Source organism: Streptomyces sp. NPDC001108 (genome assembly GCF_053598535.1).
Map to the genome: position 1 here is coordinate 712,396 of NZ_JBSFKL010000002.1, position 22,305 is coordinate 734,700.

The window sequence follows — 22,305 nt, forward strand, 5'->3', positions numbered from 1 at the left end:
CACCGGACCGGGCGGGGCGCGGACGCCTCCGCCCGGTCCGGTCCGGGTTCAGGCCACGGGCCCCGTGCCGAGCGGGTACACGCCGAGGTTCGCCCGCTCGCCCTGCATCCGGGTGAGCTTGCGGACGAAGAGGACGGCGAGCACGGCGGCCACGATGTCCAGCGCGTCGGTCGCCATCACCAGACCGGCCGCGTCCACGATCTCCTGCGGCGACTCGGCGGCCATGTATCTGCGCTGCGCGAACCGGGAGAGGAGCAGCGAGCCGATCCAGACGCCCCACCACAGGTTCATCACGGTGGCCGGGACATGGCGCCAGCTGCCGTCGGTGTTGGTCTGGGCGCTCGCGGTCCAGATGCCGCCCGCGATCCGGCGCGGCAGCACCAGGTTGGCGATCGGGATGAACCAGCCGCCGATGGCCCAGCCGGGCCGCATCGGCTGCATGGACCGGTCGAAGATCCCCGCGTTGTGCCGCACCCGGTGGAACCACATGAGAAAGACGACCGCGGTCGCCAGGAAGGCGAGGGCCTGGAGCCCCCCGGCCCCCGCGTACAGGTTGTCGGCGAGCTCCGCCTCCTTGTCGCTGACCGAGGCGTAGTCGGCCATCGCGGCCGTGATCAGCCGCCGCAAGTTCGCCCCCGCGGCCACGGCGAGCACGTCCGCCGCCGCGACCACCGACAGCAGGACGACGACGGCCTTGGCCAGCCCCTCGGGCGAGCGGAGGTACTGCTGCGGCGCGTGGAAGGCCGGGGCCGCCGCGGCACCGGCGCAGACCGCGCAGCGTCCGTCCCCGGTGACCGGCGGTCTGAGACGGCAGGTGAAGCAGAGCATGAAAACGGAACCCCCCATGGTTCGGTACGCGGACGCGTGGCGCGCACGCGGAAGCGTGCGCCCCTCCCCGGACCGCACGACTTCCGGAACGTAGGCGCTGCGCGCCGCCCTGTCCACCGGAATCGCGGCTCAGCCCGCCGCGTCGATCCGGTCCGCCAGGGCGCGGAAGCGTTCCCAGCTCAGCGCGGGCTTTCCGGGAACCCACAGTTTCTGGGCGACGGCGCGCAGCGGCATCCGGATGCCGTCGGCCACCTGCTGCGGGGTCTGCGCCTGCGGGAGGTCGCCCCAGACCGCGAACCGGCCGCCGAGGATCTGCCCGGAGTAGGACGCAGGTACCGGGGTGGTGCCGCGCAGGACCAGCGGGGTCCACTGCTCGTAGATCCGCTCGCCGGTCGGGTAGACGAAGTTGTTGGGCTGGCCGAGCACGTAGTAGAGGTACTCGTCGTTGAGGTTCACCACCCGGCGCCCCTCGCGCAGGTACTCCTCCGGCGGGCGGGCCCCGTACTCCTTCCCGGTCCAGTACTCGACCTCGATGTCCTTGTCGGCGCGGACGGTCCCGTCGCGGAAGAAGCCGTCGTTCCACGCCTTGGGCTTCTTGCCGTGCGGGCGCACCAACGCCGTGCGGTCGTTCAGCCAGCCGGTCGTCAGGTCCTTGATCGAGGCGGCCGCCCCGTACTTCCGCCGGGCGGCGGCCTGGAGCTGCGGGTAGGAGGCGGCCGGGTCGCGGGCCATCAGCGCGAGGTACTCGTCGGCGCCCAGGTGCCAGTAGGAGCCGGTGAACAGCCCGGTGAACTCGCCGAGGAGTTCGTCGACGAGCTTGGCCGAGCCGGGGTTGGAGATGTCCAGCGACCCGGTGCTCCGCGCCCCCGACGCGTTGCGGAGCTGGAGGTCGGGGTGGGCGCGGAGGACCGCGCCGAGGTGGCCCGGCGAGTCGATCTCCGGGACGACCTGGATGTGCAGCCGGGCGGCGAGGGCGAGGATCCGCCGTACCTCCGCCTGGGTGAGGTGCTGGGGCGACACCACCTCGGGGTGGGTGCGGGACTCGATGCGGAAGGCCTGGTCGTCGGAGAAGTGCAGGCCGAGCTGGTTGAGCTTGAGGTCGGCCATCTCGCGCAGCCGGTCCTCGATCCAGGCGGCGGTGTAGTGCTTGCGGGCGATGTCGAGGTTGAGGCCGCGCTGCGGCCGGTCGGGGCGGTCGCGCACCTCGCCCTCCGGCATCGTGCCGTCGGCGCGCACCGACTGCTTCAGGGTGCGGGTCCCGTAGAAGACCCCGGCCTCGTCGGGCCCGCTGATCCGGACCCGCCCGTCGCGGACGCCGAGGGTGTACGACTCGGGGGCGCCGCCCGGGGCGAGGGCCAGCTCCACGTCGCCCGCGCGGGCGGGCACCTCGCCCCGGTAGTGGATCTTCAGCTCGCCGGCCAGCAGCCGCCCCTCGTCGGCGAGCGCCCCGCTGCCGCCCGCGACGACGACCCCGCCGTCCGGGCCGGGGCGCCAGCCGGGGCCGTGGGCCGGGCGGTGCTCCCGGACGGCGGGGATGGTGCGGGGCGCGGTGGAGAGCGGGTAGCTGCGGGTGGGCGTGGGGGTGGCGACCCGTACGTCCGTCTCCCGGCCGGCGGGTCCGGCACCGGAGCCCTCCGGCCAGACGACGACCGCGATCACCGCGGCAGCCGCAGCGGTGAGGGCCGTACCGGCCACGAGCGCGCCGCGTGAGGGCGACATCGTCAGAGTCCTCCGTTGTCTGCGGGAGTGTGGGGGGCGAGGGTGCGGGGAGCACCGGGTGGACGGATGTACGGGTGCACGGGGGCCGTCCGGCCGAAACGCCGGGCGGCGCCGGGCGGACAGCTTCTCCGCCCTCCTGGTCTACGGATCACCGGACGTTCCGAAACTCTCCCGTCCGGGTGAAGTTCGCGCATTTGTCGGACGTGCGTTGCCCCTGATCGCTAGCTTTGAGAACCATTCGTATCTCCCTTCGCCCCCTTCGTCCCGCATCTGCCCGGTCCCCTCCGCCGCCACCGCCCCAGGGTCACAGATGCCGCTGATCCGAGGAGCCCACGCTGTCCAGGTCCAGCGAACCCCGCGCCGGCCTCCCGGAGCAATTGCGTCAACCGGCCACCCGGACGGCCGTACCCGCCCAGAGTTCCGGCCCCGGCTCCGCCCCCGGGCTCGACGTGTTCAACACGGTGCCGCCCGCCGAGGCCGAGGCCGCCCTGATGGACTGCTGCGGAAGCCACCGCTGGGCGCAGCGGCTGACCGCCCACCGCCCCTACCCCGATCTGGACTCGCTGCTCGCCGCGGCCGACGAGGCGGGGTACGACCTCGCCCCCGCGGATCTCTCCGAGGCGCTCGCCGCCGAGGTCTCCCCCGGTCTGCACGACGGCGCGCCGCACTCCGCCCATCTGGCCCTGCGGGCCGCGCACGCCGCGTACGAGTCGCGGTTCGGCCATGTCTTCGTGATGTGCCTGGACGGGCTGGAGCCGGCCGAGCAGCCGGACCAGGTGCTCGCCGGGATCCGGGCCCGGCTGGGCCACGAGCACGACCAGGAGCGGGTCGTCAGCGCCGACGAGATGCGCCGACTCGCCCGGGGCCGCATCATCGACCTGGTATCGGGTTCGTAACGGAATGGCATCGACAGACCGGTCAGGTGACCGGTTTGCCGGTCCGAGCGGTCCGTTCTAGCCCGTCCGTGCCTGTTTGATTGCCACTTTGATCACACCGCGGGCCCCCGCGCGAACGAACCGACAATGCGTCGCTACGATGGCCGGGGCCGGTGGACCGTACCCGGCCGGGTCAGACCGACAGTCAAGCCGGCCGACCCCAATCCCCGCTCCCGGAGGGTTCTTCCGTGCCGGCTGGAACGCTGTACCGCGGCCGGGAAGGCATGTGGTCCTGGGTGGCTCATCGAGTCACCGGTGTCCTCATTTTCTTCTTCCTGTTCGTACACGTCCTGGACACCGCTCTCGTCCGCGTCTCCCCCGAGGCCTATGACGACGTCGTGGCCACGTACAAGACGCCGATCGTCGCACTGCTGGAATACGGCCTGGTGGCCGCGATTCTCTTCCACGCGCTGAACGGTCTGCGCATCGTCGCCGTGGACTTCTGGGCCAAGGGCCCGCGCTACCAGAAGCAGATGCTCTGGTCGGTCGTGGGCATCTGGATCGTGCTGATGGTCGGGGCGCTGTACCCGGTCCTCGGTCACGCCGTACGCGCAGTCTTCGGGAGCTGAGGCCCATGTCCACCGAGTCCTCCGCCGCGATCGGCTCCGTCGAGGGTGTCTCCCTGTACGACGTCGACAACCCCGCCCCGGTCATCGAGCCGCCGCGCAAGCGCACCGACAAGACCCCCAAGGGTTCGCGCACCAACTTCGAGATGTACGCCTGGCTCTTCATGCGCCTGTCGGGCATCGTCCTGGTCGTCCTGGTCCTGGGCCACCTGCTGATCCAGCTCGTGCTGGACGGCGGCGTGTCCAAGATCGGCTTCGCCTTCGTCGCGGGCCGCTGGGCCTCGCCGTTCTGGCAGCTGTGGGACCTCGGGATGCTGTGGCTGGCCATGCTGCACGGCGCCAACGGTCTCCGTACGGTCATCAACGACTACGCCGAACGGGACAACACCCGCTTCTGGCTGAAGATGCTCCTGTACACCGCCACGGTCTTCACCGTCCTGCTGGGCACGCTGGTGATCTTCACCTTCGACCCGAACATCCGCTAGGCGCCGGGCCAGAGGGACCAGAGGAAATCATGCAGATCCACAAGTACGACACCGTCATCGTCGGCGCCGGCGGCGCCGGTATGCGCGCGGCCATCGAGTCGACGAAGCGCAGCCGCACCGCGGTGCTCACCAAGCTGTACCCCACCCGCTCCCACACGGGCGCCGCGCAGGGCGGCATGGCCGCCGCGCTGGCCAACGTGGAGGAGGACAACTGGGAGTGGCACACCTTCGACACGATCAAGGGCGGCGACTACCTGGTCGACCAGGACGCCGCCGAGATCCTGGCGAAGGAGGCCATCGACGCCGTCCTCGACCTGGAGAAGATGGGCCTGCCCTTCGGCCGTACGCCCGAGGGCCGGATCGACCAGCGCCGCTTCGGCGGTCACTCCCGCAACCACGGTGAGGCCCCGGTCCGCCGCGCCTGCTACTCGGGCGACCGCACCGGCCACATGATCCTCCAGACGCTGTACCAGAACTGCGTCAAGGAGGGCGTGGAGTTCTTCAACGAGTTCTACGTCCTGGACCAGCTGGTGGTCGAGGAGGACGGCGTCAAGAAGTCCGCCGGCGTCGTCGCCTACGAGCTGGCCACCGGCGAGATCCACGTCTTCCAGGCGAAGTCGGTCATCTACGCCTCGGGCGGCACCGGCAAGTTCTTCAAGGTGACGTCGAACGCGCACACCCTGACCGGTGACGGCCAGGCCGCCTGCTACCGCCGGGGCCTGCCGCTGGAGGACATGGAGTTCTTCCAGTTCCACCCGACGGGCATCTGGCGCATGGGCATCCTGCTGACGGAGGGCGCCCGCGGTGAGGGCGGCATCCTCCGCAACAAGGACGGCGAGCGCTTCATGGAGAAGTACGCGCCGGTCATGAAGGACCTCGCGTCCCGTGACGTCGTGTCCCGCTCCATCTACACGGAGATCCGTGAGGGCCGCGGCTGCGGTCCCGAGGGCGACCACGTCTACCTCGACCTCACGCACCTGCCGCCGGAGCAGCTGGACGCCAAGCTCCCGGACATCACCGAGTTCGCGCGCACGTACCTCGGCATCGAGCCCTACACGGACCCGATCCCGATCCAGCCGACCGCGCACTACGCCATGGGCGGCATCCCGACGAACGTCGAGGGCGAGGTGCTGGCCGACAACACCACCGTCGTCCCGGGCCTGTACGCCGCCGGCGAGGTCGCCTGTGTCTCCGTGCACGGCGCCAACCGCCTGGGCACCAACTCGCTGCTCGACATCAACGTCTTCGGACGCCGCGCGGGCATCGCCGCCGCCGAGTACGCCGAGAAGAGCGACTTCGTCGCGCTTCCCGAGGACCCGGCGCAGCAGGTCGTCGACCAGGTCGAGCGGCTGCGGAACTCCACGGGCACCGAGCGCGTCGCCGCGCTCCGCCAGGAGCTCCAGGAGTGCATGGACGCCAACGTGATGGTGTTCCGCACCGAGCAGACCATCAAGACGGCCGTGGACAAGATCGCCGAGCTGCGCAAGCGGTACCTCGACGTGTCGATCCAGGACAAGGGCAAGCGGTTCAACACGGACCTGCTGGAGGCCATCGAGCTGGGCAACCTGCTCGACCTGGCCGAGGTCATGGCGACCTCCGCGCTGGCCCGCAAGGAGTCCCGCGGCGGTCACTACCGCGAGGACTACCCGAACCGCGACGACGTCAACTTCATGCGCCACACCATGGCGTACCGCGAGGTCGCGGCCGACGGCACCGAGTCCATCCGGCTCGACTACAAGCCCGTCGTCCAGACCCGCTACCAGCCGATGGAGCGTAAGTACTGATGGCAACCCCGACTCTGGACAAGGTCGAGGCGCAGTCCGCCGCCTCGCCGTACATCACGGCGACCTTCCGTATCCGCCGGTTCAACCCCGAGGTCTCCGACGAGGCCGTGTGGGAGGACTTCCAGGTCTCGATCGACCCGAAGGAGCGTGTCCTCGACGCCCTTCACAAGATCAAGTGGGACATGGACGGGACGCTGACGTTCCGCCGCTCCTGCGCGCACGGCATCTGCGGCTCCGACGCGATGCGGATCAACGGCAAGAACAGGCTCGCCTGCAAGACGCTGATCAAGGACATCAACCCGGAGAAGCCGATCACGATCGAGGCCATCAAGGGCCTCACGGTCCTCAAGGACCTCGTGGTCGACATGGACCCGTTCTTCCAGGCGTACCGCGACGTCATGCCCTTCCTCATCACCAAGGGGAACGAGCCGACCCGCGAGCGCCTGCAGTCCCCCGAGGACCGCGAGCGCTTCGACGACACCACCAAGTGCATCCTGTGCGCCGCGTGCACCTCGTCGTGCCCGGTGTTCTGGAACGACGGCCAGTACTTCGGCCCGGCCGCGATCGTCAACGCGCACCGCTTCATCTTCGACTCGCGCGACGAGGGCGGCGAGCAGCGCCTGGAGATCCTCAACGACCGTGACGGCGTGTGGCGTTGCCGCACCACGTTCAACTGCACGGACGCCTGCCCGCGTGGCATCGAGGTCACCAAGGCGATCCAGGAGGTCAAGCGGGCGCTGATCACGCGCCGCTTCTGACCGCCGACCGGTACGGCAGTGCCAGGAGGCCCCTTTCCCGCGGTGGGTACCGCGGGGAAGGGGTCTCTTGCCGTTCCGTCCCCCACTGGCGGTACGGTCATGCGGAACCGTCGCCGGAACCGGAACCAGAACCGGGAGCCCGCCACCGGTTCACCGCCGCCGGTGCAGCAGGCCCGGGGCACAGGACCGACCGAGAGCGGGGAACGTTGAGCGATCCGAATCCGTACGCGGACGAATCGTACAAGTGGGGTCCGGAGCCCCAGCAGCCCGGCCAGGGCGTACCCCCGCCGGCCGGGCAGGGCGTGCCTCCGCACCCGGGCCAGGGCATGGCGCCGCAGCCGGGGATGCCGGGCGCGTTTCCCGGGGCGGGGGTGCCGGCCGCGGGGATGCCGGCGCTGGTCCTCGGTGACATCGCCGTGGTCAACGACCAGATCGTCACGCCGAGCGGTTCGATGCCGCTCAAGGGCGCGGTGTGGACGGCCACCGACCTGACCCGCACCGAGGAGAAGATCCCGACGGTGGCGATCGTGCTCGCGATCGTCTTCGCGCTGTTCTGCCTGGTCGGTCTGCTGTTCCTGCTGATGAAGGAGAAGCAGACGACCGGCTTCGTGCAGGTGACCGTGGTCAGCGACGGCCGGACCCACTCCACGATGCTCCCGGCGCTCGGCCCGGAGACCTTCCCGATGGTGATGGCCCAGGTCAACACCGCTCGGGCGATGAGCATCTGAGGTCCGTCCGGACGGCCGGCGCGACCCGCACCGGATACCCTCGGGGATCGTGGTGAAGGAAGCGAAGGACGTGAAGGAAACCCGGACCCCCCGGAGCGAGCAGACCCGCACACTCATCCTCGAAACGGCGCTGCGGCTCTTCCAGGAGCGCGGCTACGACCGGACGACGATGCGGGCCATCGCCCAGGAGGCCGGCGTCTCCGTGGGGAACGCCTATTACTACTTCACCAACAAGGAGCACCTGGTCCAGGGGTTCTACGACCGGCTCGCCGCGGAACACGCGGCGGCCGTCCGGCCGGTCCTGGAGGGGGAGCGCGACCTCGCGTCGCGTCTTCGCGGGGTGCTGCTCACCTGGCTGGACGTGGCGGAGCCGTACCACCGCTTCGCCGCCCAGTTCTTCAAGAACGCCGCCGACCCGGAGAGCCCGCTCAGCCCGTTCTCGGCCGAGTCGGTGGCTGCCCGGGAGGCGGCGATCTCCATCCACCGGGAGTGCCTGGCCGGGGCCGACACCAAGGCCGACCCCGAACTGGCCGAGTTGCTGCCGCAGTTGATGTGGCTGTCGCAGATGGGCCTGGTGCTGTACTGGGTGTACGACCGCACGGAGCACACCGGGCGCAGCCGCCGCCTGGTGGAGCGGGGCACCCCGATCATCGCCCGGGCCGTCGCGCTCACCCGGTTCCGGCTGCTGCGGCCGCTGGTGCGGCAGATCCACGGCGTGCTGGAGGAGTTCCTGCCCGGCGCCGCGGCCGGGCGCGTACGGGGCACGCAGGGCGCGTAGGGCGTGCGCGGGGAGGTACCGGAGACATGCCGGAGGGGGCGGCCCCGGCCGATGCCGGAGGCCGCCCCCTCCAGTGCCGCGTCGTGCGGACGCGTCAGATGTGCTTCAGCTCCCAGAGCCGCCAGATGCCGGTGCCGTCGGAGAGGTACTGCGAGCCGGAGACGTCCTTCGAGCTGACGACGTAGTCCTTCTTCTGCCAGAGCGGGAGCAGCGGCACGTCCTCGCCGACCAGCGCCTGGAGCTCCTTGAAGTCGGCCGAGGTGCGCCCGCGGTCGCTGTACTGGAGCGTGTCGGCGATGAGGGCGTTCACCTTCTTGTCGGAGTAGCCGTTGTGGAGGCTGTTGTCGGCGCCGACGAGCGGCTGGCTGAAGGTGTCGGGGTCCGGGTAGTCGGGGAGCCAGCCGACCGTGTACGCGTCGAACTTGCCGGAGGCGTAGTCCTTCTGGAACTTCTGCCAGCCCACCGAGTGGATGTTCAGCTTGAACAGTCCGTCGGCCTCCAGCTGGCGCCGGAGCTCCTGGGTCTCCTTGTCGTACGCCTCGCTGCCGCCGCGGTAGCCGAAATCGATGGTCACCGGGAGCTGCACGCCGGCGGACTGGAGGAGCTGCTTGGCGCGCGCCGGGTCCGGCGCCGGGTAGGCGTCGAAGAACGGGGTGCTGTGCCCGATGTAGCCCTGCGGGATCAGCGAGTAGAGCGGCTCCACCGTGCCCTTGTAGATCTTGCTCACCAGCGGTCCGCGGTCGACGATCGCGGCGACGGCCTGCCGGACCTTCTTGTCGGCCAGCGGGGAGCCGGGCCGGACGTTGAAGACCATCGTGCGGATCTCGGCGCTGTCCGCCTCGGTGACGCGCAGGTCGGGGTCGCCGGGGTTCAGCTCGGAGAGGGTGGTCGGCGGCAGCTCGCGGTGCGTGACCTCGACCTTCTTGGCCTTCCAGGCGTTTTCGAGGTCGTCCGGGGTCTTGTAGTAGTGCACGGTCACCGGGACACCGGTCTTGGTCAGCGCGCCCTTGTAACGGGGGTTGGGGACCAGCTCGGCGATCTCGCCCGCCCGGTACGCCTTCAGCAGGAACGGCCCCGAGCCGTCGACCGTGTTCCCCTTGCGGAGCTTGTCCGCCGGGTACGTCTCGCGGTCGACGATCGAACCGGCGCCGGTGGCGAGCTTCTGCGGGAAGGTCGCGTCGCGCGAGGAGAGGTTGAAGGTGATGGTGCGGCCCTCGGTGACCACGTTCTTGAGGCTCGGGAAGAGCACCCAGGGGCCGACGTCCGTCTTGATCTTGATCATGCGCTCGATGGAGAACTTGACGTCCTCGGCGGTGATCTTCCGCCCGCTGGAGAACGTCAGGTCGTCACGGAGCTTGCACTGGTACGTCTGGAGCTTCTGGCCGATGAACTGGCAGCTCTCGGCGGCGTCCGGCTGCGGCACGACGGCACCGGACTTGAAGGTCAGCAGGGACTGGTAGATGTTGCTGTACAGCGCCCAGGAGCCGGCGTCGTAGGCCCCTGCCGGGTCGAGCGAGGTGACCTCGTCGGTCGTGCCGACGCCGACGGGATCGCTGTTCACCTCGTCCGAGGGGAGCAGTTGCCAGGCGACCACGCCTGCGATGACCAAAACCGCGATAACCGCGAGAATCCGTGCCCGGATCGACCGCATCTGCCGTGCTCTCCCTTACGCCCCACCTCGGTGTCGCGCGCAGGAACGCACATCACCGCATGCTCAGGCGTTCACCCAATCACACGATTTTCACATCGGGAAGACCAAAACTGTGACTCATAGCCTTTTGTTCGGCAGTTGAAACCTTTGGTGCCACAAAGGAGTCCGAAACCATGTGGTCACGAAGCGTCACGCCTGGAGCGAGGCGAGCTCCACGACGGTGATGTCGGAGGGCGCCCCGACCCGGACGGGCGGGCCCCAGGCGCCCGCGCCGCGTGTGACGTAGAGCTGGGTGTCGCCGTACCGGTCCAGTCCGGCGCTGGTGGGATTGGCCAGATCTGCCAGGTAGTTGCCCGGCCAGAGCTGGCCGCCGTGGGTGTGTCCGGAGAGCTGGAGGTCCACCCCGTGAGCGACGGCGTCATGGATGACGACGGGCTGGTGGGCGAGGAGGACGGCGGCGCGGGCGCGGTCGCGGTCGCCGAGGGCTTGGGCGAAGTCGGGGCCCTGCCCCTCGCTCTCACCGGCGACGTCGTTGACCCCGGCGAGGTCGAACCCGCCGATCTCGACCCGGGCGTTCTCCAGCGGGTGCAGGCCCAGTTCCCGCACCTTGTCGACCCAGGGAGCGGCACCGGAGTAGTACTCGTGGTTCCCGGTGACGAAGAAGCCGCCGTGCCGGGAGCGGAGCCCGGCGAGCGGTTCCGCGGCCGTTCCGAGGTCGGCGACGGTGCCGTCGACGAGGTCCCCGACGACGGCGATCAGGTCCGGCTGGGTCCGGTTGACGGTGTCGACGATCCGCTGGGTGTGGGCGCGGCCGAGGATCGGGCCGAGGTGGATGTCGCTGACGACGGCGATCCGGAAGCCGTGCGCGGCGCGCGGCAGCTTGGCGAGGGGGACGGTGATCCGCTTGACGCGCGGCCCGCGCAGCACCCCGTAGGTGCCGTACCCGACCGTGCCGAGCCCGGCGACGGCGGCGGCCCCGCCGACGGCCCGCGCGACGAAGAGCCGCCTGCTGGGCAGTTCGGGGCGGGGCGGTGCGGGGGGCTCGGCGAGGAGGGTGGCGGGCCCCGCGGCCGGCGCCGCGGATTCCTGGCGGTCCGGCGAAGCGGTGGACCCGGCGACCGGCGCCGAAGGGTCCTGGCGGTCCGCCGGTTCCGCCCGCTCGGCAGTCCGTTCCTTCTTCGCTCCCCGGGCCGCGAGCGCCCGGCGGAGCAGCGGCCGTACCGCCTCGCCCACCAGCAGCGCCAGCGTCAGGTACAGCACCGCCGCCAGCCACAGATAGCCCGGCCAGGCCAGCACCCGCTGGAGCCAGAAGGGCGCCCCCGCCCGCCCGGCGACCAGCGCGCCGACGCTCAGCAGGGGCAGCGCGTACGCCGCCACCGTGCCGATCCGGCGCGGGACGCTCCCCTGGGCCGTGGTGTCACCGACGAACCGGCGCCAGAGGTAGCGGTGGACCACGGCGAGCAGTGCGAGCACCACGACCACCATCACCGCGAGACCCGCCACTGCCATGTGTCCTCCAGTCGGTCGGCCGGCCGCCTTCGACGTACGGCCGGTCGGTGGTACGGCTCGTTACGCGTCTTCGCGGCGCAGCGCCTTGACGCCTCGGAACCCGATCACGCCGATGGCCGTCCCCAGAAGAAAGGACGTGATGGCGAGCAGCAGATGCACCCAGAAGTACGCAGTCGGGTCACCCGCGTCGTCGAAGGCGAGTCCGCTGCCGTCCTTCCACAGGTTCTTGACGAAAGTGATCCAGATGAACCAGCTCCACACCCCGAAGGCGAGCAGGAACCAGGAGACGGGGCGGCTGAGCTTCATGGCCCCAGTATCTCCGGGGCGTTCCGGCCGGGGTGGCCGGGGTGGGCCGTCCCGGCGTAACGTCCGGCGGTTCAAGCCATCCGGACGCATTTTCATATCTTCACCCTGTACGTTTCCGCTCGTGCCTGTTCTCAAGAAGACCGCCCTGATGGTCGCTTCCGCCGCCCTGCTGACCTCCTTCGCCGCGACCCCGGCATCGGCGGCCGGCAAGGACACCTCCAAGGACCAGCCGAAGCCGCCGTCGGGCATGTCCCAGGTCGGTGGCGAGCTGCTGGGCCGGGCCGGTACGCAGGTCGAGCTCGGGCCGGGCGCGCCGGTGCTGCCGAAGGAGCTCACGGGCAGGTCCTGGATCGTGGCGGACGCGGAGAACGGCGAGGTGCTCGCCGCGCACAACGCGCACTGGCGGCTGGCCCCCGCCTCCACGCTGAAGATGCTCTTCGCGGACACCGTGATGCCCTCGCTCCAGCCGAAGACCCTGAAGCACACCGTCACGGACGAGGAGCTGGCCGGGGTGGGCGAGGGCAGCAGCCTCGTCGGGATCAAGGAGAAGCTCACCTACACGGTCCACGACCTGTGGCTCGGGGTGTTCCTGCGCTCGGGCAATGACGCGGTGCACGTGCTGTCCTCGATGTACGGCGGCGTCCCCAAGACCGTGGACGCCATGCAGACGCACGCCGAGGAGCTCCAGGCCCTGGACACGAAGGTGGTCTCGCCCGACGGGTACGACGCGCCCGGCCAGGTCTCCAGCGCGTACGACCTGACGCTGTTCGCCCGCAGCGGGCTGCAGAAGGCGGACTTCCGGGAGTACTGCTCGACCGCCGAGGCGCAGTTCCCCGGCGAGATGAAGAAGAACGGCAAGCGCGAGACCTTCGCCATCCAGAACACCAACAAGCTGCTCACCGGCGCCGGCGGCGTCACCCCGTACAAGGGCATCGCCGGCGTCAAGAACGGCTACACGACGCAGGCCGGGAACACCTTCACCGGGGTCGCCGAGCGCGACGGCAAGGTGCTGCTCGTCACCGTCATGCACCCCTCGTCCGACAAGCCGCACGCCGTCTACGAGGAGGCCGCCGACCTCCTCGACTGGGGCTTCGGCGCGAGCGGCAAGGTCACCCCGGTCGGTGAACTGGTGGCCCCGAAGTCCGCCGACACCGGCTCCGGGACCGGCAAGGGCGCGACCGGCGAGCAGAGCAAGGGCGAGGCCACGGGTCAGAACGGTCCCGCGCAAAGCGGGTCGAAGACCGTGGCGGCCGAACAGGACGGGGGCGGCGTCGGGGTCGCGCTCGGCATCGCCGGGGGCGTCCTGGTGCTGCTGGCCGGCGGGGCGTTCCTGGTCAACCGGCGCTGGCCGCTGCCGGACCTGATGCGCCGCCGTTCCCACGACTGACGGACGGGGGCGCCGCCCGGTGGGCGCCCCCGCCACCGTCGCCGTCGCCGCTCCCACCGCCCTCGTTCCCGCCACCGCCGTCGCCGTCCTCGTCCCCGCCCTTCCCGGCGAGCTCGCGGCGGCTCGGTGTCGCGGTCCAGGCGGAGCAGTACAGCAGCAGCCGGGCCGAGAAGTTGATCCACAGCAGCAGCGCCACCGGCACCCCGAAGGCGCCGTACATGCTCTTCGCCGCCACGCCCCTGATGTAGCTGCCGAGCAGCAGCTTCAGCAGTTCGAAACAGACCGCGCCGATCGCCCCGGCCACCAGCAGCCTGCGCCGGGGCGGCTCGACGCCGGGCAGCAGCGTCAGCATGTAGAGCAGCAGCAGGAATCCGGCGAGCGCCGCCACCAGCAGCGCGGCCACCCGCAGCACCACCCCGCCCGCGCCCCGGTCCGAGATGCCCAGCAGCTCCGCCGCCCAGCCGACGGCGACCGAACCGACCGACGACACCGCGAAGGTGGCGAGCGCCGCCCCGCCCAGGCCCAGCAGCAGCCCCGCGTCCTTGAGCTTGCGCAGCACCGGATTGCCGAGGTCCACGTCGTCCAGGCCCCACACGGCGCGCAGACAGTCACGCATCGAGCCGATCCAGCCGATCCCGGTGAGGAGCAGCGCGGCACCGGCCACCAGCCCCACCGTGCCCGCGTGGGCCACCAGGTTCTCGATGCCGAGCTGGTCGGAGATGCCGGGCACCTGCTCGACGAGCCTGGCCTCGATCCGGTGCAGTTGCTCCGGGGTGAGCAGCGCGGCGCCGATCGCCGCGCCGACCGCGATCAGCGGGAAGATCGCCAGGAAGCTGATGAAGGTGATCGCGGCGGCGAGTCTGGTCCAGTGGACCTGCTGGAGCCGGTCGAAGGAGCGCCAGACGTGCGTCGCCATCAGCCGGGTGACGATCGGCCCGATGACGGGAAGGTTTTTCAGCCAGTCCATGCCGTAACGCCTACCCTTCCGAACACGGAATACCGAACGCGGAGAACGGAATCAGCCCCCGGTCACCGTGCGGGCCGGCCTCTCTTCGCTGCGCCATACCGGCGAGTGTTGTAACAAATACCTCAAAAGGGTTTTCCCGGGCGATACGGTCACCGTCATGTCCGTCGACACCGTGTCCCTGACCGGCTGGGGCCGTACCGCCCCGACGACCGCCCTGCGTTTCCGTCCGCGTTCGTACGAGGAGGCGGTGGCGACGGTCCGCGGCTGCGGGCCGCGCGGCTCCATCGCCCGGGGCCACGGCCGGGCCCACGGCGACGCGGCGCAGAACGCGGGCGGCTCCGTCCTCGACATGACCGCGCTGGACCGGGTCCGCACCATCGACGCGCGGTCCGGGGTGGTCGTCTGCGAGGCCGGGCTCGGCCTGCACCGGCTGGCCGAACTGCTGCTGCCGCTCGGCTGGTTCGTCCCGGCCGCGCCGGCCTCCCGCCGGGTGACGGTGGGCGGCGCGATCGGCTCCGACGCCCACGGGCTCGACCAGCACCTCGACGGCTCCTTCGCCCGGCACGTCCAGGAGCTGGAGCTGCTGACCGCCGGGGGCGAACTCCGTACGGTCCGGCCGGGCACCGACCTCTTCGACGCGACCACCGGCGGGCTGGGACTGACCGGGGTGATCCTCTCGGCCACGCTCCGCTGCCGCCGCGTCGGCAGCCCCTGGCTCTCGGTCGACACCGAACGCGCCGTCGACCTGGACGACCTGCTGGCCCGGCTCTGCTCCGGGGACCACCGCTACCGCTACTCCTCCGCCTGGGTCGACCTCCACGCCCGGGGCCGGGCGACCGGGCGCGCCGTCCTCACCCGGGCGGAGCACGTCCCCCGCGACGCGCTCCCCGCGTACGCCCGGCGTGTGCCGCTCTCGTTCCGGCCCGGTCCGCTGCCCGCCGGGTCCGCGCTCGTGCCCCGGGCGCTGCCCGGCGGCGGATCCGGAGGGGCCGGCGGAGGGCTGCTGAGCGAGGTCCGGTACCGCGCCGCGCCCCGGTACCGGGTCGGTGAACTCCAGCGGCTCGGCGCGTTCTTCCAGCCTCAGGACGGACCGCGGCGGTGGGGCGGGGCCCCCGGGCGCGCCGGTTCGGTGCGGTACCAGTTCGTGGTCGGGCACGGCCGGGAGGAGGCGCTGCGCCGGATCGTGGGCCGGATCGCCCAACGGCGCTGCCCGGCGTCCCACGCGGTGCTCAAGCGGCTGGGCGCGGGCGGCCCGGGGTGGCTGTCGTTCCCGGTGCCGGGGTGGACGCTCGCGTTCGACCTGCCGGCCGCGCTGCCCGGCCTGGACCGGTTCCTGGACGGGCTGGACGCGGAGGTGGCGGCGGCCGGCGGCCGGGTCTGCCTGGCGAAGGACTCCCGGCTGCGGCCGGAGCTGCTGGCGGCGATGTACCCGAGGCTGGCGGAGTTCCGGGAGCTGCGGGCCGAACTGGACCCGGGCGGCGCCTTCCGCTCCGACCTCTCGCGCCGCCTGTCGCTCTGATCCCCTCGCCGCGCCCCGGCCGTCCCGTGCCCCGTCTCTTCGTCTCCCCTGCCCCTCTGCCTCCCCCTCCTCCCCCTCTGCCTGCAAGGAGTGTTCCCGTGAAGGACGCCTTCGGAGCCCCGCAGTCCCTGCTCGTCCTCGGCGGCACCTCGGAGATCGCCCTGGCCACCGCCCGGCGGCTGGTCGCCCTGCGGACCCGTACGGTCCATCTCGCCGGGCGCCCCTCCCCCGCGCTCGACGCGGCCGCCGCCGATCTGCGGGCCCGCGGCGCGGACGTCCGCACGGTCGCCTTCGACGCCCTCGACTCCGCGTCCCACGAGGCCGTGCTCGGTGAGGTCTTCGCCGGGGGCGACATCGATCTGGTGCTCCTCGCGTTCGGCATCGCGGGCGACCAGGGGCGTGACGAGGAGGAACCCCTCGCCGCGGTGCGGGTCGCGCAGACGAACTACACCGGGGCGGTCTCCGCCGGGCTGGTGTGCGCCGGAGCGCTCCAGGCGCAGGGGCACGGCTCGCTGGTGGTGCTCTCCTCGGTGGCGGGCGAGCGGGTCCGCCGCGCCGACTTCATCTACGGGTCCAGCAAGGCGGGGCTGGACGCGTTCACCCAGGGGCTGGGGGACGCGCTGCACGGGACCGGGGTGCATGTGATGGTCGTACGCCCCGGCGCGCTCCGCCCGGAACCGGCAGCCGGGCCGGTGCCCGTACCGGTGCGGGCGGCGGGGTCCCCGCTGTCGGCCCCGGCCCGGTTCGCCGCCGCGCCCCTGGAGTCCTCGGCGCTCACCACGACCCCGGACGCGGTGGCGGAGGCCATCGTGACGGGGCTGCGGCGGCGCTCGGAGACGGTGTGGGTGCCGGGCGCGCTCCGGGCGGTGATGTCGGCGCTGCGGCATGTGCCGCGCCCGCTGTTCCGGCGCCTGCCGCTGTAGCGGAGCGCGAGGCGTGCCCCCGGGCCGCGGGGTTTCAGCCGTGCAGCGAGGGCTCGTCCGCGCCGCAGCCGCTCTGCGCGGGCACCGCGGTACCCGCGCCGCCGGCGGTGAACGGGAAGTCGTTGATCTTCCGCCAGACGCTGTCCTCGCCCTGCTCGTACAGGGCGAAGGACCCGCAGGTCCAGCTCGCCTCGTAGTCGGCGAGCTCCGCGTACGCCCGGTCCATCGCCGCCTCGGCGATGTCGTGCGCCACGGTCACGTGCGGGTGGTACGGGAACTGGAGCTCGCGCACCAGCGGCCCGGAGGCGTCCCGGACCCGCTTCTGCAGCCAGGAGCAGGCCGAGCCGCCCTCGACAACCTGTACGAAGACCACCGGCGAGAGGGGGCGGAAGGTCCCCGTACCGGAGAGCCGCATCGGAAACGGGCGGCCGGCCGTCGCGATCCGGGCGAGGTGCGCCTCGATCGCGGGCAGGTCGGCCGCCTGTGCCTCGGTGGGTGGGAGAAGGGTGACGTGGGTGGGAATGCCGTACGCGGCAGGATCCCCGAAGCTCGCGCGCCGCTCCTGGAGCAGGCTGCCGTAGGGCTCCGGGACCGCGATCGAAACGCCGAGCGTTACGGTCCCCACATCGTCCTCCTCATACTCGCTGCACGATGGCCTGTTTTCGGCCACCGCCGACTTCCGTCGCCAGTGTGACGCCTGGGGCCGGGAATCCGCCAGGGTCGTTGGACTCTCCTCCGCCTCAGTGCTTCGCGGGCAGGAGCCCCATCCGGTCGTACGTCAGGGCCAGGGTCTCGGCCGCGACGGCACGGGCCTTCTCGGCTCCCTTGGCCAGGATCGAGTCCAGCGTCTCCGGGTCGTCCAGATATTCCTGCGTACGGGTCCGGAAGGGTGTGACGAACTCGACCACGGCCTCGGCGAGGTCGGTCTTGAGCGCACCGTAGCCCTTGCCCTCGTAGTTCTGCTCCAGATCCGCGATTCCGGTCCCGGTGAGTGTCGAGAGGATGGTCAGCAGATTGCTGACGCCGGGCTTCTCCGCACGGTCGAAGCGGATCACCGTGTCGGTGTCGGTGACGGCGCTCTTCACCTTCTTGGCGGTGGCCTTCGGCTCGTCCAGAAGGTTGATCAGACCCTTCGGGGTCGGCGCCGACTTGCTCATCTTCGACGACGGGTCCTGGAGGTCGTAGATCTTCGCCGTCTCCTTCAGGATGTACGGGTCCGGCACGGTGAACGTGGAGCCGTAGCTGCCGTTGAACCGCTCGGCGAGGTCCCGGGTCAGCTCCAGGTGCTGGCGCTGGTCCTCACCGACCGGGACCTGGTCGGCCTGGTACAGCAGGATGTCGGCCACCATCAGCATCGGGTACGTGAAGAGGCCGACCGTGGTGCGGTCGGCGCCCTGCTTGCCGGACTTGTCCTTGAACTGCGTCATCCGCGACGCCTCGCCGAAGCCGGTCAGGCAGTTCATGACCCAGCCGAGCTGGGCGTGCTCGGGGACGTGGCTCTGGACGAAGAGGGTGCAGCGCTCCGGGTCGAGACCGGCGGCGAGGAGCTGGGCGACGGCGAGCCGGGTGTTGGCCCGCAGCTCCGCGGGGTCCTGCGGGACGGTGATCGCGTGCAGGTCGACGACCATGTAGAAGGCGTCGTGGGTTTCCTGCAGCGCCACCCACTGGCGGACCGCGCCGAGGTAGTTGCCGAGGTGGAAAGAGCCTGCGGTGGGCTGGATTCCGGAGAGCACGCGGGGGCGTTCAGAGGCCATGGGCCCATTGTCTCAGGTGCGGGCGGCAGCCCCCGACCGGCCCGGCACGCCGGTGTCCGCTGGTTCCCGGCCCGCCTGGCGCGCCGGTGTCCGCAGGTTTCCCGGCCCCGGATCCGACCGACGATACAAAGTGGGCACCACCCCGCCCCGCACCATCCGCCCCGCACCACGACGAACGGAGACCCCGTGTCGAGCACGGAAACCGCCATCGCCTCCGCCGAGGCGCACAGCGCGCACAACTACCATCCGCTGCCCGTCGTCGTCGCGTCGGCGGACGGGGCCTGGATGACCGACGTCGAGGGCCGCCGCTACCTGGACATGCTGGCCGGATACTCCGCGCTCAACTTCGGCCACGGCAACCGGCGCCTGATCGACGCGGCCAAGGCCCAGCTGGACCGGGTGACGCTCACCTCCCGCGCCTTCCACCACGACCGGTTCGCCGACTTCTGCACCCGCCTGGCCGAGCTGTGCGGCATGGAGACGGTGCTGCCGATGAACACCGGCGCGGAGGCCGTGGAGACCGCCGTGAAGACGGCCCGCAAGTGGGGCTACCGGGTGAAGGGCGTCCCGGACGGCATGGCGAAGATCATCGTCGCCGCCAACAACTTCCACGGCCGGACGACGACCGTCATCAGCTTCTCCACCGACCCGGAGGCCCGGGAGGACTTCGGCCCGTACACGCCGGGGTTCGAGATCGTGCCGTACGGGGACCTCACGGCGCTGCGCGGGGCGATGACGGAGAACACCGTGGCGGTGCTCATGGAGCCGATCCAGGGCGAGGCCGGGGTACTGGTGCCGCCACCGGGCTACCTCGCGGGGGTGCGCGCGCTCACCCGCGAGCGGAACGTGCTGTTCGTCGCCGACGAGATCCAGTCCGGGCTGGGCCGGACCGGGAAGACCTTCGCCTGTGAGCACGAGGGCGTCGTGCCGGACATGTACGTGCTCGGCAAGGCGCTGGGCGGCGGGGTGGTCCCGGTGTCGGCGGTGGTCTCCTCCCGGGAGGTGCTCGGCGTGTTCCGGCCGGGCGAGCACGGCTCGACCTTCGGCGGCAACCCGCTGGCCTGCGCGGTCGCGCTGGAGGTCATCGCGATGCTGGACACCGGCGAGTACCAGGAGCGGGCCGCCGAGCTGGGCGAGCACCTGCACCGGGAGCTGGGGCTGCTGGCGAGCGGCGGCACGGTGACGGAGGTGCGCGGCCGGGGGCTGTGGGCCGGCGTCGACATCGCCCCCGACCTGGGCACCGGCCGGGAGATCTCGGAGCGGCTGATGGAGCGCGGGGTGCTGGTCAAGGACACGCACGGCTCGACGATCCGGATCGCCCCGCCCCTGATGATCAGCAAGGAGGACCTGGACTGGGGGCTGGAGCAGCTGCGCGCGGTGCTGCGCGGCTGAGCGGCCGCGCGGGGCCGGTCCCGGGCCGGTCCCGCCCTGTCGCGCGGGCGCGGCCGGCTGGCAGACTCCGGCCCGTGAGACCTGATCCGACACTGCTGCGGGAGCTGGTCGACGCCTCGCCCGGCTTCGGCCGCCGCGCCGTCCCCGCCCCGCCGTCCGAGGAGCTGATCGGGGCGGCGGAGGCGCGGGTCGGCCCGCTGCCGCCGTCGTACCGCTGGTGGCTGTCCGCGTACGGGCACGGGCGGGCCGGGCGCGCGGAGATCGCCTCCATCGGGCCCGCCGACGCCCACGAGTCGCTCACCGCCCCCTGGCGGCTGGACGGCGACCGGCTGTGTTTCGCGGCCGAACCGGACGGCGGTGACGCCTACCACTTCGCCCTCGGCCGGACGGGCGAGGCCGGGCCCGGCGAGTACCCGGTGGTCGTGCGGGACGGCATGGACGGGGAGGAGTACCCGTTCGCGGAGTCCTTCGCCGGGTTCCTGGCCGTCCGGGCGGCGCTGCTGCGCGGGCTGCGGGAGGGGCCCAACCCGTCGGTCGCCCGGCTGTGGCGGTCGACGCCGGGCGTCCTGCTCGACAACGGCGTCCACCTCTACGGCCCGCACTCCCTGCCCGAGCGCAACGGGACCTTCGAGGTGGCCCGGTACGCGCCCGGCTGGACGCTGGTCGGGGACGACAGCGGGGGCGACGGCCTGTTCATGCGCCACCACGGCCGCGACCGGGCCTCCGTGCACCGGCTCGGCCTCGGCGCGATCGGCGGCGACGTCGCCGGGGCGGGCGAGCGGGTGACGGACGACCTGGCCGACTGGCTCAGGGCGGGCGCGCCGCTCGGCTGACCCGCCCGGCCGGGGCGCTCTCAGAGGATGACGTGCGGCAGGAAGCGGGCGTACTCGTCGGTGACCGGGCCGGCCGATTCACGGATGCCGAGACCGGCCGCCTCGTCCTCCACGACCCAGGCGCCGAGCACGACCCGGTTGCCGTCGAAGTCGGGCAGCGGCGCGAGCCGCTGGTAGCAGCACGGCTCGTCCCGGAGCACGGCGGGCGCGCCCGGCTCGTGGAGCGTGACCCCGACGCCCTCGCGGCCGAGCAGCGGCTTGGCCGCGTACCCGCCCGACCCGGCCAGCTCGCGGGGGCCGTCCAGGTAGGAGGGCAGCAGGTTCGGGTGGCCGGGGTAGAGCTCCCAGAGGATCGCCAGCAGCGCCTTGTTGGACAGCAGCATCTTCCAGGCGGGCTCGATCCAGCAGGTGGTGCCGGTGCCGCCGCCGTTGTCGAGGGTGTCCAGCACCTGGGGGCCGAACCGGTCGGTCGCCAGCCACTCCCACGGGTACAGCTTGAAGCAGCTGCGGACGAAGCGGAGCCGCTCGTCGACGAACCGCCCGCTCAGCCGGTCCCAGCCGATCGCCTCGATGGCGAGCGCCTCCGTGTCGAGGCCGGCCTGCTCGGCGGTCTCCCGGAGATAGGCGACGGTCATCAGGTCCTCGCCCGACTCGTCGCCCTCGGTGTGCACGAAGTGGACCGGGCCGGGCGGCAGCAGCGGCGCCTGTCGCCGCCAGGCCGCGACGAGCCGTTCGTGGAGCGAGTTCCACTGGTCGGCGCCCGGGAAGCGGTCCTCCATCCAGAACCACTGGGCGCTCGCCGCCTCCACCAGGGAGGTGGGGGTGTCCGCGTTGTACTCCAGCATCTTCGCCGGGCCGCCGCCGTCGTAGCAGAGGTCGAACCTGCCGTACAGCGACGGCAGTCGGTCCCGGCAGTGCCAGGAGCGGGCGACCAGGTCGGCCAGGCGGCGGTCGGTGATGCCGAGTTCGGCGAACCGGTCCTCCGCGACGATGTGGCCGGCGGCGGCCAGGCACATGGTGTGGAGCTCCTCGACGACCTCCTCCAGGGCCTCGACCTCGGCCGGTGGGAAGACGTAGTAGGCGCTCTCGTCCCAGTACGGCCGGAGCGAGCCGTCCGGGTAGCGGGTGAGCGGGAAGACGACCCCCTGCTCCTCCACCGTCCGCTGCCAGTCGGGGCGGGGCTGCGTGGTGCGGCGTTCCATGGCGGTCAGCCGCCTCCGCTGCCGGAGCAGCCGAAGCCGCCCCGCTCGACGGCGGACTTGTCGAAGCTGCCGCCCTCGACCTTGCCGTTCCTGCTGCTGCCGCCGTAGTAGTACGAGCCCTTGCCGCCGCTGTTCTTGCACTCGTAGCTGGGCAGTCTGTCCTGGGTCAGCCGGTCGACGCACCGCTTGTCCGGTTCGGAGCCGCAGGAGGTCACCATCGCGGCGAGCACCCCCATGCCTCCGAGCACCACGGTGCTCGACCTCAGCCTGCGCTTGGCCAT

22 protein-coding genes are annotated in these 22,305 nt (G+C 71.7%); 12 read left to right on the forward strand and 10 right to left on the reverse strand.

The genetic code is table 11. The features are described from left to right. Nucleotides 1–48: 48 nt before the first annotated feature. The gene (locus ACWC97_RS07945) at nt 49–846 is read right to left on the reverse strand and encodes a DUF4328 domain-containing protein (protein ID WP_450648074.1); all 798 of its coding nucleotides are present in this window, start codon (nt 844–846) and stop codon (nt 49–51) included. A 111-nt stretch (nt 847–957) separates the two neighbouring features. Further along, nucleotides 958–2,547, reverse strand: coding sequence for a beta-N-acetylhexosaminidase (locus ACWC97_RS07950; protein ID WP_450648076.1), 1,590 nt, complete (start codon nt 2,545–2,547; stop codon nt 958–960). A 377-nt stretch (nt 2,548–2,924) separates the two neighbouring features. Here ACWC97_RS07950 and ACWC97_RS07955 point away from each other — a divergent pair, with 377 nt between their 5' ends. The 7 genes from ACWC97_RS07955 to ACWC97_RS07985 all read left to right on the forward strand — a co-directional run bounded on the left by ACWC97_RS07955 (nt 2,925) and on the right by ACWC97_RS07985 (nt 8,581). Further along, a complete protein-coding gene (locus ACWC97_RS07955; RefSeq protein WP_352273527.1) occupies nt 2,925–3,443 on the forward strand; it encodes a 2-oxo-4-hydroxy-4-carboxy-5-ureidoimidazoline decarboxylase in 519 nt (172 codons plus the stop codon). Between the two features lie 227 nt (nt 3,444–3,670). After that, nucleotides 3,671–4,051: a succinate dehydrogenase, cytochrome b556 subunit gene (gene sdhC, locus ACWC97_RS07960; RefSeq protein WP_266913134.1), complete on the forward strand. Its 381-nt coding sequence runs from the start codon at nt 3,671–3,673 to the stop codon at nt 4,049–4,051. Nucleotides 4,052–4,056: 5 nt separating this feature from the next. Beyond that, on the forward strand, nt 4,057–4,533 hold the full coding sequence (locus ACWC97_RS07965) for a succinate dehydrogenase hydrophobic membrane anchor subunit (RefSeq protein ID WP_352273528.1): 477 nt from the start codon (nt 4,057–4,059) through the stop codon (nt 4,531–4,533). A 29-nt stretch (nt 4,534–4,562) separates the two neighbouring features. Beyond that, nucleotides 4,563–6,317: a succinate dehydrogenase flavoprotein subunit gene (sdhA, locus tag ACWC97_RS07970; RefSeq protein ID WP_352273529.1), complete on the forward strand. Its 1,755-nt coding sequence runs from the start codon at nt 4,563–4,565 to the stop codon at nt 6,315–6,317. After that, the gene (locus ACWC97_RS07975) at nt 6,317–7,075 is read left to right on the forward strand and encodes a succinate dehydrogenase iron-sulfur subunit (RefSeq protein WP_352273530.1); all 759 of its coding nucleotides are present in this window, start codon (nt 6,317–6,319) and stop codon (nt 7,073–7,075) included. Before sdhA ends, ACWC97_RS07975 begins: the two co-directional genes overlap by 1 nt. Nucleotides 7,076–7,281: 206 nt before the next feature. Beyond that, nucleotides 7,282–7,803, forward strand: a complete 522-nt coding sequence (locus ACWC97_RS07980; protein ID WP_450648079.1) for a hypothetical protein — start codon at nt 7,282–7,284, stop codon at nt 7,801–7,803. A 49-nt stretch (nt 7,804–7,852) separates the two neighbouring features. Further along, nucleotides 7,853–8,581 carry a TetR/AcrR family transcriptional regulator gene (locus ACWC97_RS07985; protein ID WP_352273532.1) on the forward strand — a complete coding sequence of 243 codons (729 nt, stop codon included), beginning with the start codon at nt 7,853–7,855 and terminating at the stop codon, nt 8,579–8,581. A gap of 94 nt (nt 8,582–8,675) precedes the next feature. On the opposite strand, the gene ACWC97_RS07990 is transcribed toward ACWC97_RS07985, so the two are convergent. From ACWC97_RS07990 to ACWC97_RS08000, 3 genes are all read right to left on the reverse strand, one after another. Further along, a complete protein-coding gene (locus ACWC97_RS07990) occupies nt 8,676–10,232 on the reverse strand; it encodes an ABC transporter substrate-binding protein (RefSeq protein WP_352273533.1) in 1,557 nt (518 codons plus the stop codon). Nucleotides 10,233–10,421: 189 nt separating this feature from the next. Then, nucleotides 10,422–11,741: a metallophosphoesterase gene (locus tag ACWC97_RS07995; protein WP_352273534.1), complete on the reverse strand. Its 1,320-nt coding sequence runs from the start codon at nt 11,739–11,741 to the stop codon at nt 10,422–10,424. Nucleotides 11,742–11,801: 60 nt separating this feature from the next. Further along, nucleotides 11,802–12,047, reverse strand: a complete 246-nt coding sequence (locus ACWC97_RS08000) for an SCO4848 family membrane protein (protein WP_352273535.1) — start codon at nt 12,045–12,047, stop codon at nt 11,802–11,804. Between the two features lie 121 nt (nt 12,048–12,168). Between ACWC97_RS08000 and ACWC97_RS08005 the strand changes: the two genes are divergently transcribed. Then, nucleotides 12,169–13,434, forward strand: a complete 1,266-nt coding sequence (locus tag ACWC97_RS08005; protein WP_385208479.1) for a D-alanyl-D-alanine carboxypeptidase family protein — start codon at nt 12,169–12,171, stop codon at nt 13,432–13,434. Here the strand turns inward: ACWC97_RS08005 and ACWC97_RS08010 are convergent. Beyond that, a complete protein-coding gene (locus tag ACWC97_RS08010; RefSeq protein WP_450648083.1) occupies nt 13,382–14,401 on the reverse strand; it encodes a YihY/virulence factor BrkB family protein in 1,020 nt (339 codons plus the stop codon). The two genes, ACWC97_RS08005 and ACWC97_RS08010, sit on opposite strands and share 53 nt — an antisense overlap. Nucleotides 14,402–14,558: 157 nt before the next feature. Between ACWC97_RS08010 and ACWC97_RS08015 the strand changes: the two genes are divergently transcribed. Then, nucleotides 14,559–15,920 carry an FAD-binding protein gene (locus ACWC97_RS08015; protein ID WP_450648085.1) on the forward strand — a complete coding sequence of 454 codons (1,362 nt, stop codon included), beginning with the start codon at nt 14,559–14,561 and terminating at the stop codon, nt 15,918–15,920. A gap of 98 nt (nt 15,921–16,018) precedes the next feature. Beyond that, nucleotides 16,019–16,843 carry a decaprenylphospho-beta-D-erythro-pentofuranosid-2-ulose 2-reductase gene (locus ACWC97_RS08020; RefSeq protein ID WP_385208470.1) on the forward strand — a complete coding sequence of 275 codons (825 nt, stop codon included), beginning with the start codon at nt 16,019–16,021 and terminating at the stop codon, nt 16,841–16,843. Nucleotides 16,844–16,877: 34 nt separating this feature from the next. Here ACWC97_RS08020 and ACWC97_RS08025 read toward each other — a convergent pair whose 3' ends face one another. Both ACWC97_RS08025 and trpS read right to left on the reverse strand, forming a co-directional pair. Beyond that, nucleotides 16,878–17,468 carry a 2'-5' RNA ligase family protein gene (locus tag ACWC97_RS08025; protein WP_352273540.1) on the reverse strand — a complete coding sequence of 197 codons (591 nt, stop codon included), beginning with the start codon at nt 17,466–17,468 and terminating at the stop codon, nt 16,878–16,880. Nucleotides 17,469–17,583: 115 nt separating this feature from the next. Then, nucleotides 17,584–18,597 carry a tryptophan--tRNA ligase gene (gene trpS, locus ACWC97_RS08030; protein WP_352273541.1) on the reverse strand — a complete coding sequence of 338 codons (1,014 nt, stop codon included), beginning with the start codon at nt 18,595–18,597 and terminating at the stop codon, nt 17,584–17,586. Between the two features lie 186 nt (nt 18,598–18,783). On the opposite strand from trpS, the gene rocD reads away from it, so the two are divergent. Together rocD and ACWC97_RS08040 are read left to right on the forward strand one after the other, a co-directional pair. Further along, entirely contained in the window at nt 18,784–19,989 is a 1,206-nt protein-coding gene (gene rocD, locus ACWC97_RS08035) for an ornithine--oxo-acid transaminase (RefSeq protein ID WP_450648088.1), read from the forward strand. 74 nt (nt 19,990–20,063) lie between these two features. Continuing rightward, entirely contained in the window at nt 20,064–20,822 is a 759-nt protein-coding gene (locus ACWC97_RS08040) for an SMI1/KNR4 family protein (RefSeq protein WP_352273543.1), read from the forward strand. 20 nt (nt 20,823–20,842) lie between these two features. Here the strand turns inward: ACWC97_RS08040 and ACWC97_RS08045 are convergent, their stop codons facing one another. Both ACWC97_RS08045 and ACWC97_RS08050 read right to left on the reverse strand, forming a co-directional pair. Next, on the reverse strand, nt 20,843–22,024 hold the full coding sequence (locus tag ACWC97_RS08045) for a glutathionylspermidine synthase family protein (protein WP_450648090.1): 1,182 nt from the start codon (nt 22,022–22,024) through the stop codon (nt 20,843–20,845). 5 nt (nt 22,025–22,029) lie between these two features. Continuing rightward, nucleotides 22,030–22,305, reverse strand: coding sequence for a hypothetical protein (locus ACWC97_RS08050; protein WP_352273545.1), 276 nt, complete (start codon nt 22,303–22,305; stop codon nt 22,030–22,032).

What these genes read in the sequence shown, in the direction of transcription:
- ACWC97_RS07945 (WP_450648074.1), bottom strand. Translation starts at nt 846, where the DNA reads ATGGGGGGTTCCGTTTTCATGCTCTGCTTCACCTGCCGTCTCAGACCG.
- ACWC97_RS07950 (WP_450648076.1), bottom strand. Translation starts at nt 2,547, where the DNA reads ATGTCGCCCTCACGCGGCGCGCTCGTGGCCGGTACGGCCCTCACCGCT.
- ACWC97_RS07965 (WP_352273528.1), top strand. Translation starts at nt 4,057, where the DNA reads ATGTCCACCGAGTCCTCCGCCGCGATCGGCTCCGTCGAGGGTGTCTCC.
- sdhA (WP_352273529.1), top strand. Translation starts at nt 4,563, where the DNA reads ATGCAGATCCACAAGTACGACACCGTCATCGTCGGCGCCGGCGGCGCC.
- ACWC97_RS07975 (WP_352273530.1), top strand. Translation starts at nt 6,317, where the DNA reads ATGGCAACCCCGACTCTGGACAAGGTCGAGGCGCAGTCCGCCGCCTCG.
- ACWC97_RS07990 (WP_352273533.1), bottom strand. Translation starts at nt 10,232, where the DNA reads ATGCGGTCGATCCGGGCACGGATTCTCGCGGTTATCGCGGTTTTGGTC.
- ACWC97_RS07995 (WP_352273534.1), bottom strand. Translation starts at nt 11,741, where the DNA reads ATGGCAGTGGCGGGTCTCGCGGTGATGGTGGTCGTGGTGCTCGCACTG.
- ACWC97_RS08000 (WP_352273535.1), bottom strand. Translation starts at nt 12,047, where the DNA reads ATGAAGCTCAGCCGCCCCGTCTCCTGGTTCCTGCTCGCCTTCGGGGTG.
- ACWC97_RS08010 (WP_450648083.1), bottom strand. Translation starts at nt 14,401, where the DNA reads ATGGACTGGCTGAAAAACCTTCCCGTCATCGGGCCGATCGTCACCCGG.
- ACWC97_RS08015 (WP_450648085.1), top strand. Translation starts at nt 14,559, where the DNA reads ATGTCCGTCGACACCGTGTCCCTGACCGGCTGGGGCCGTACCGCCCCG.
- trpS (WP_352273541.1), bottom strand. Translation starts at nt 18,597, where the DNA reads ATGGCCTCTGAACGCCCCCGCGTGCTCTCCGGAATCCAGCCCACCGCA.
- ACWC97_RS08045 (WP_450648090.1), bottom strand. Translation starts at nt 22,024, where the DNA reads ATGGAACGCCGCACCACGCAGCCCCGCCCCGACTGGCAGCGGACGGTG.
- ACWC97_RS08050 (WP_352273545.1), bottom strand. Translation starts at nt 22,305, where the DNA reads ATGGCCAAGCGCAGGCTGAGGTCGAGCACCGTGGTGCTCGGAGGCATG.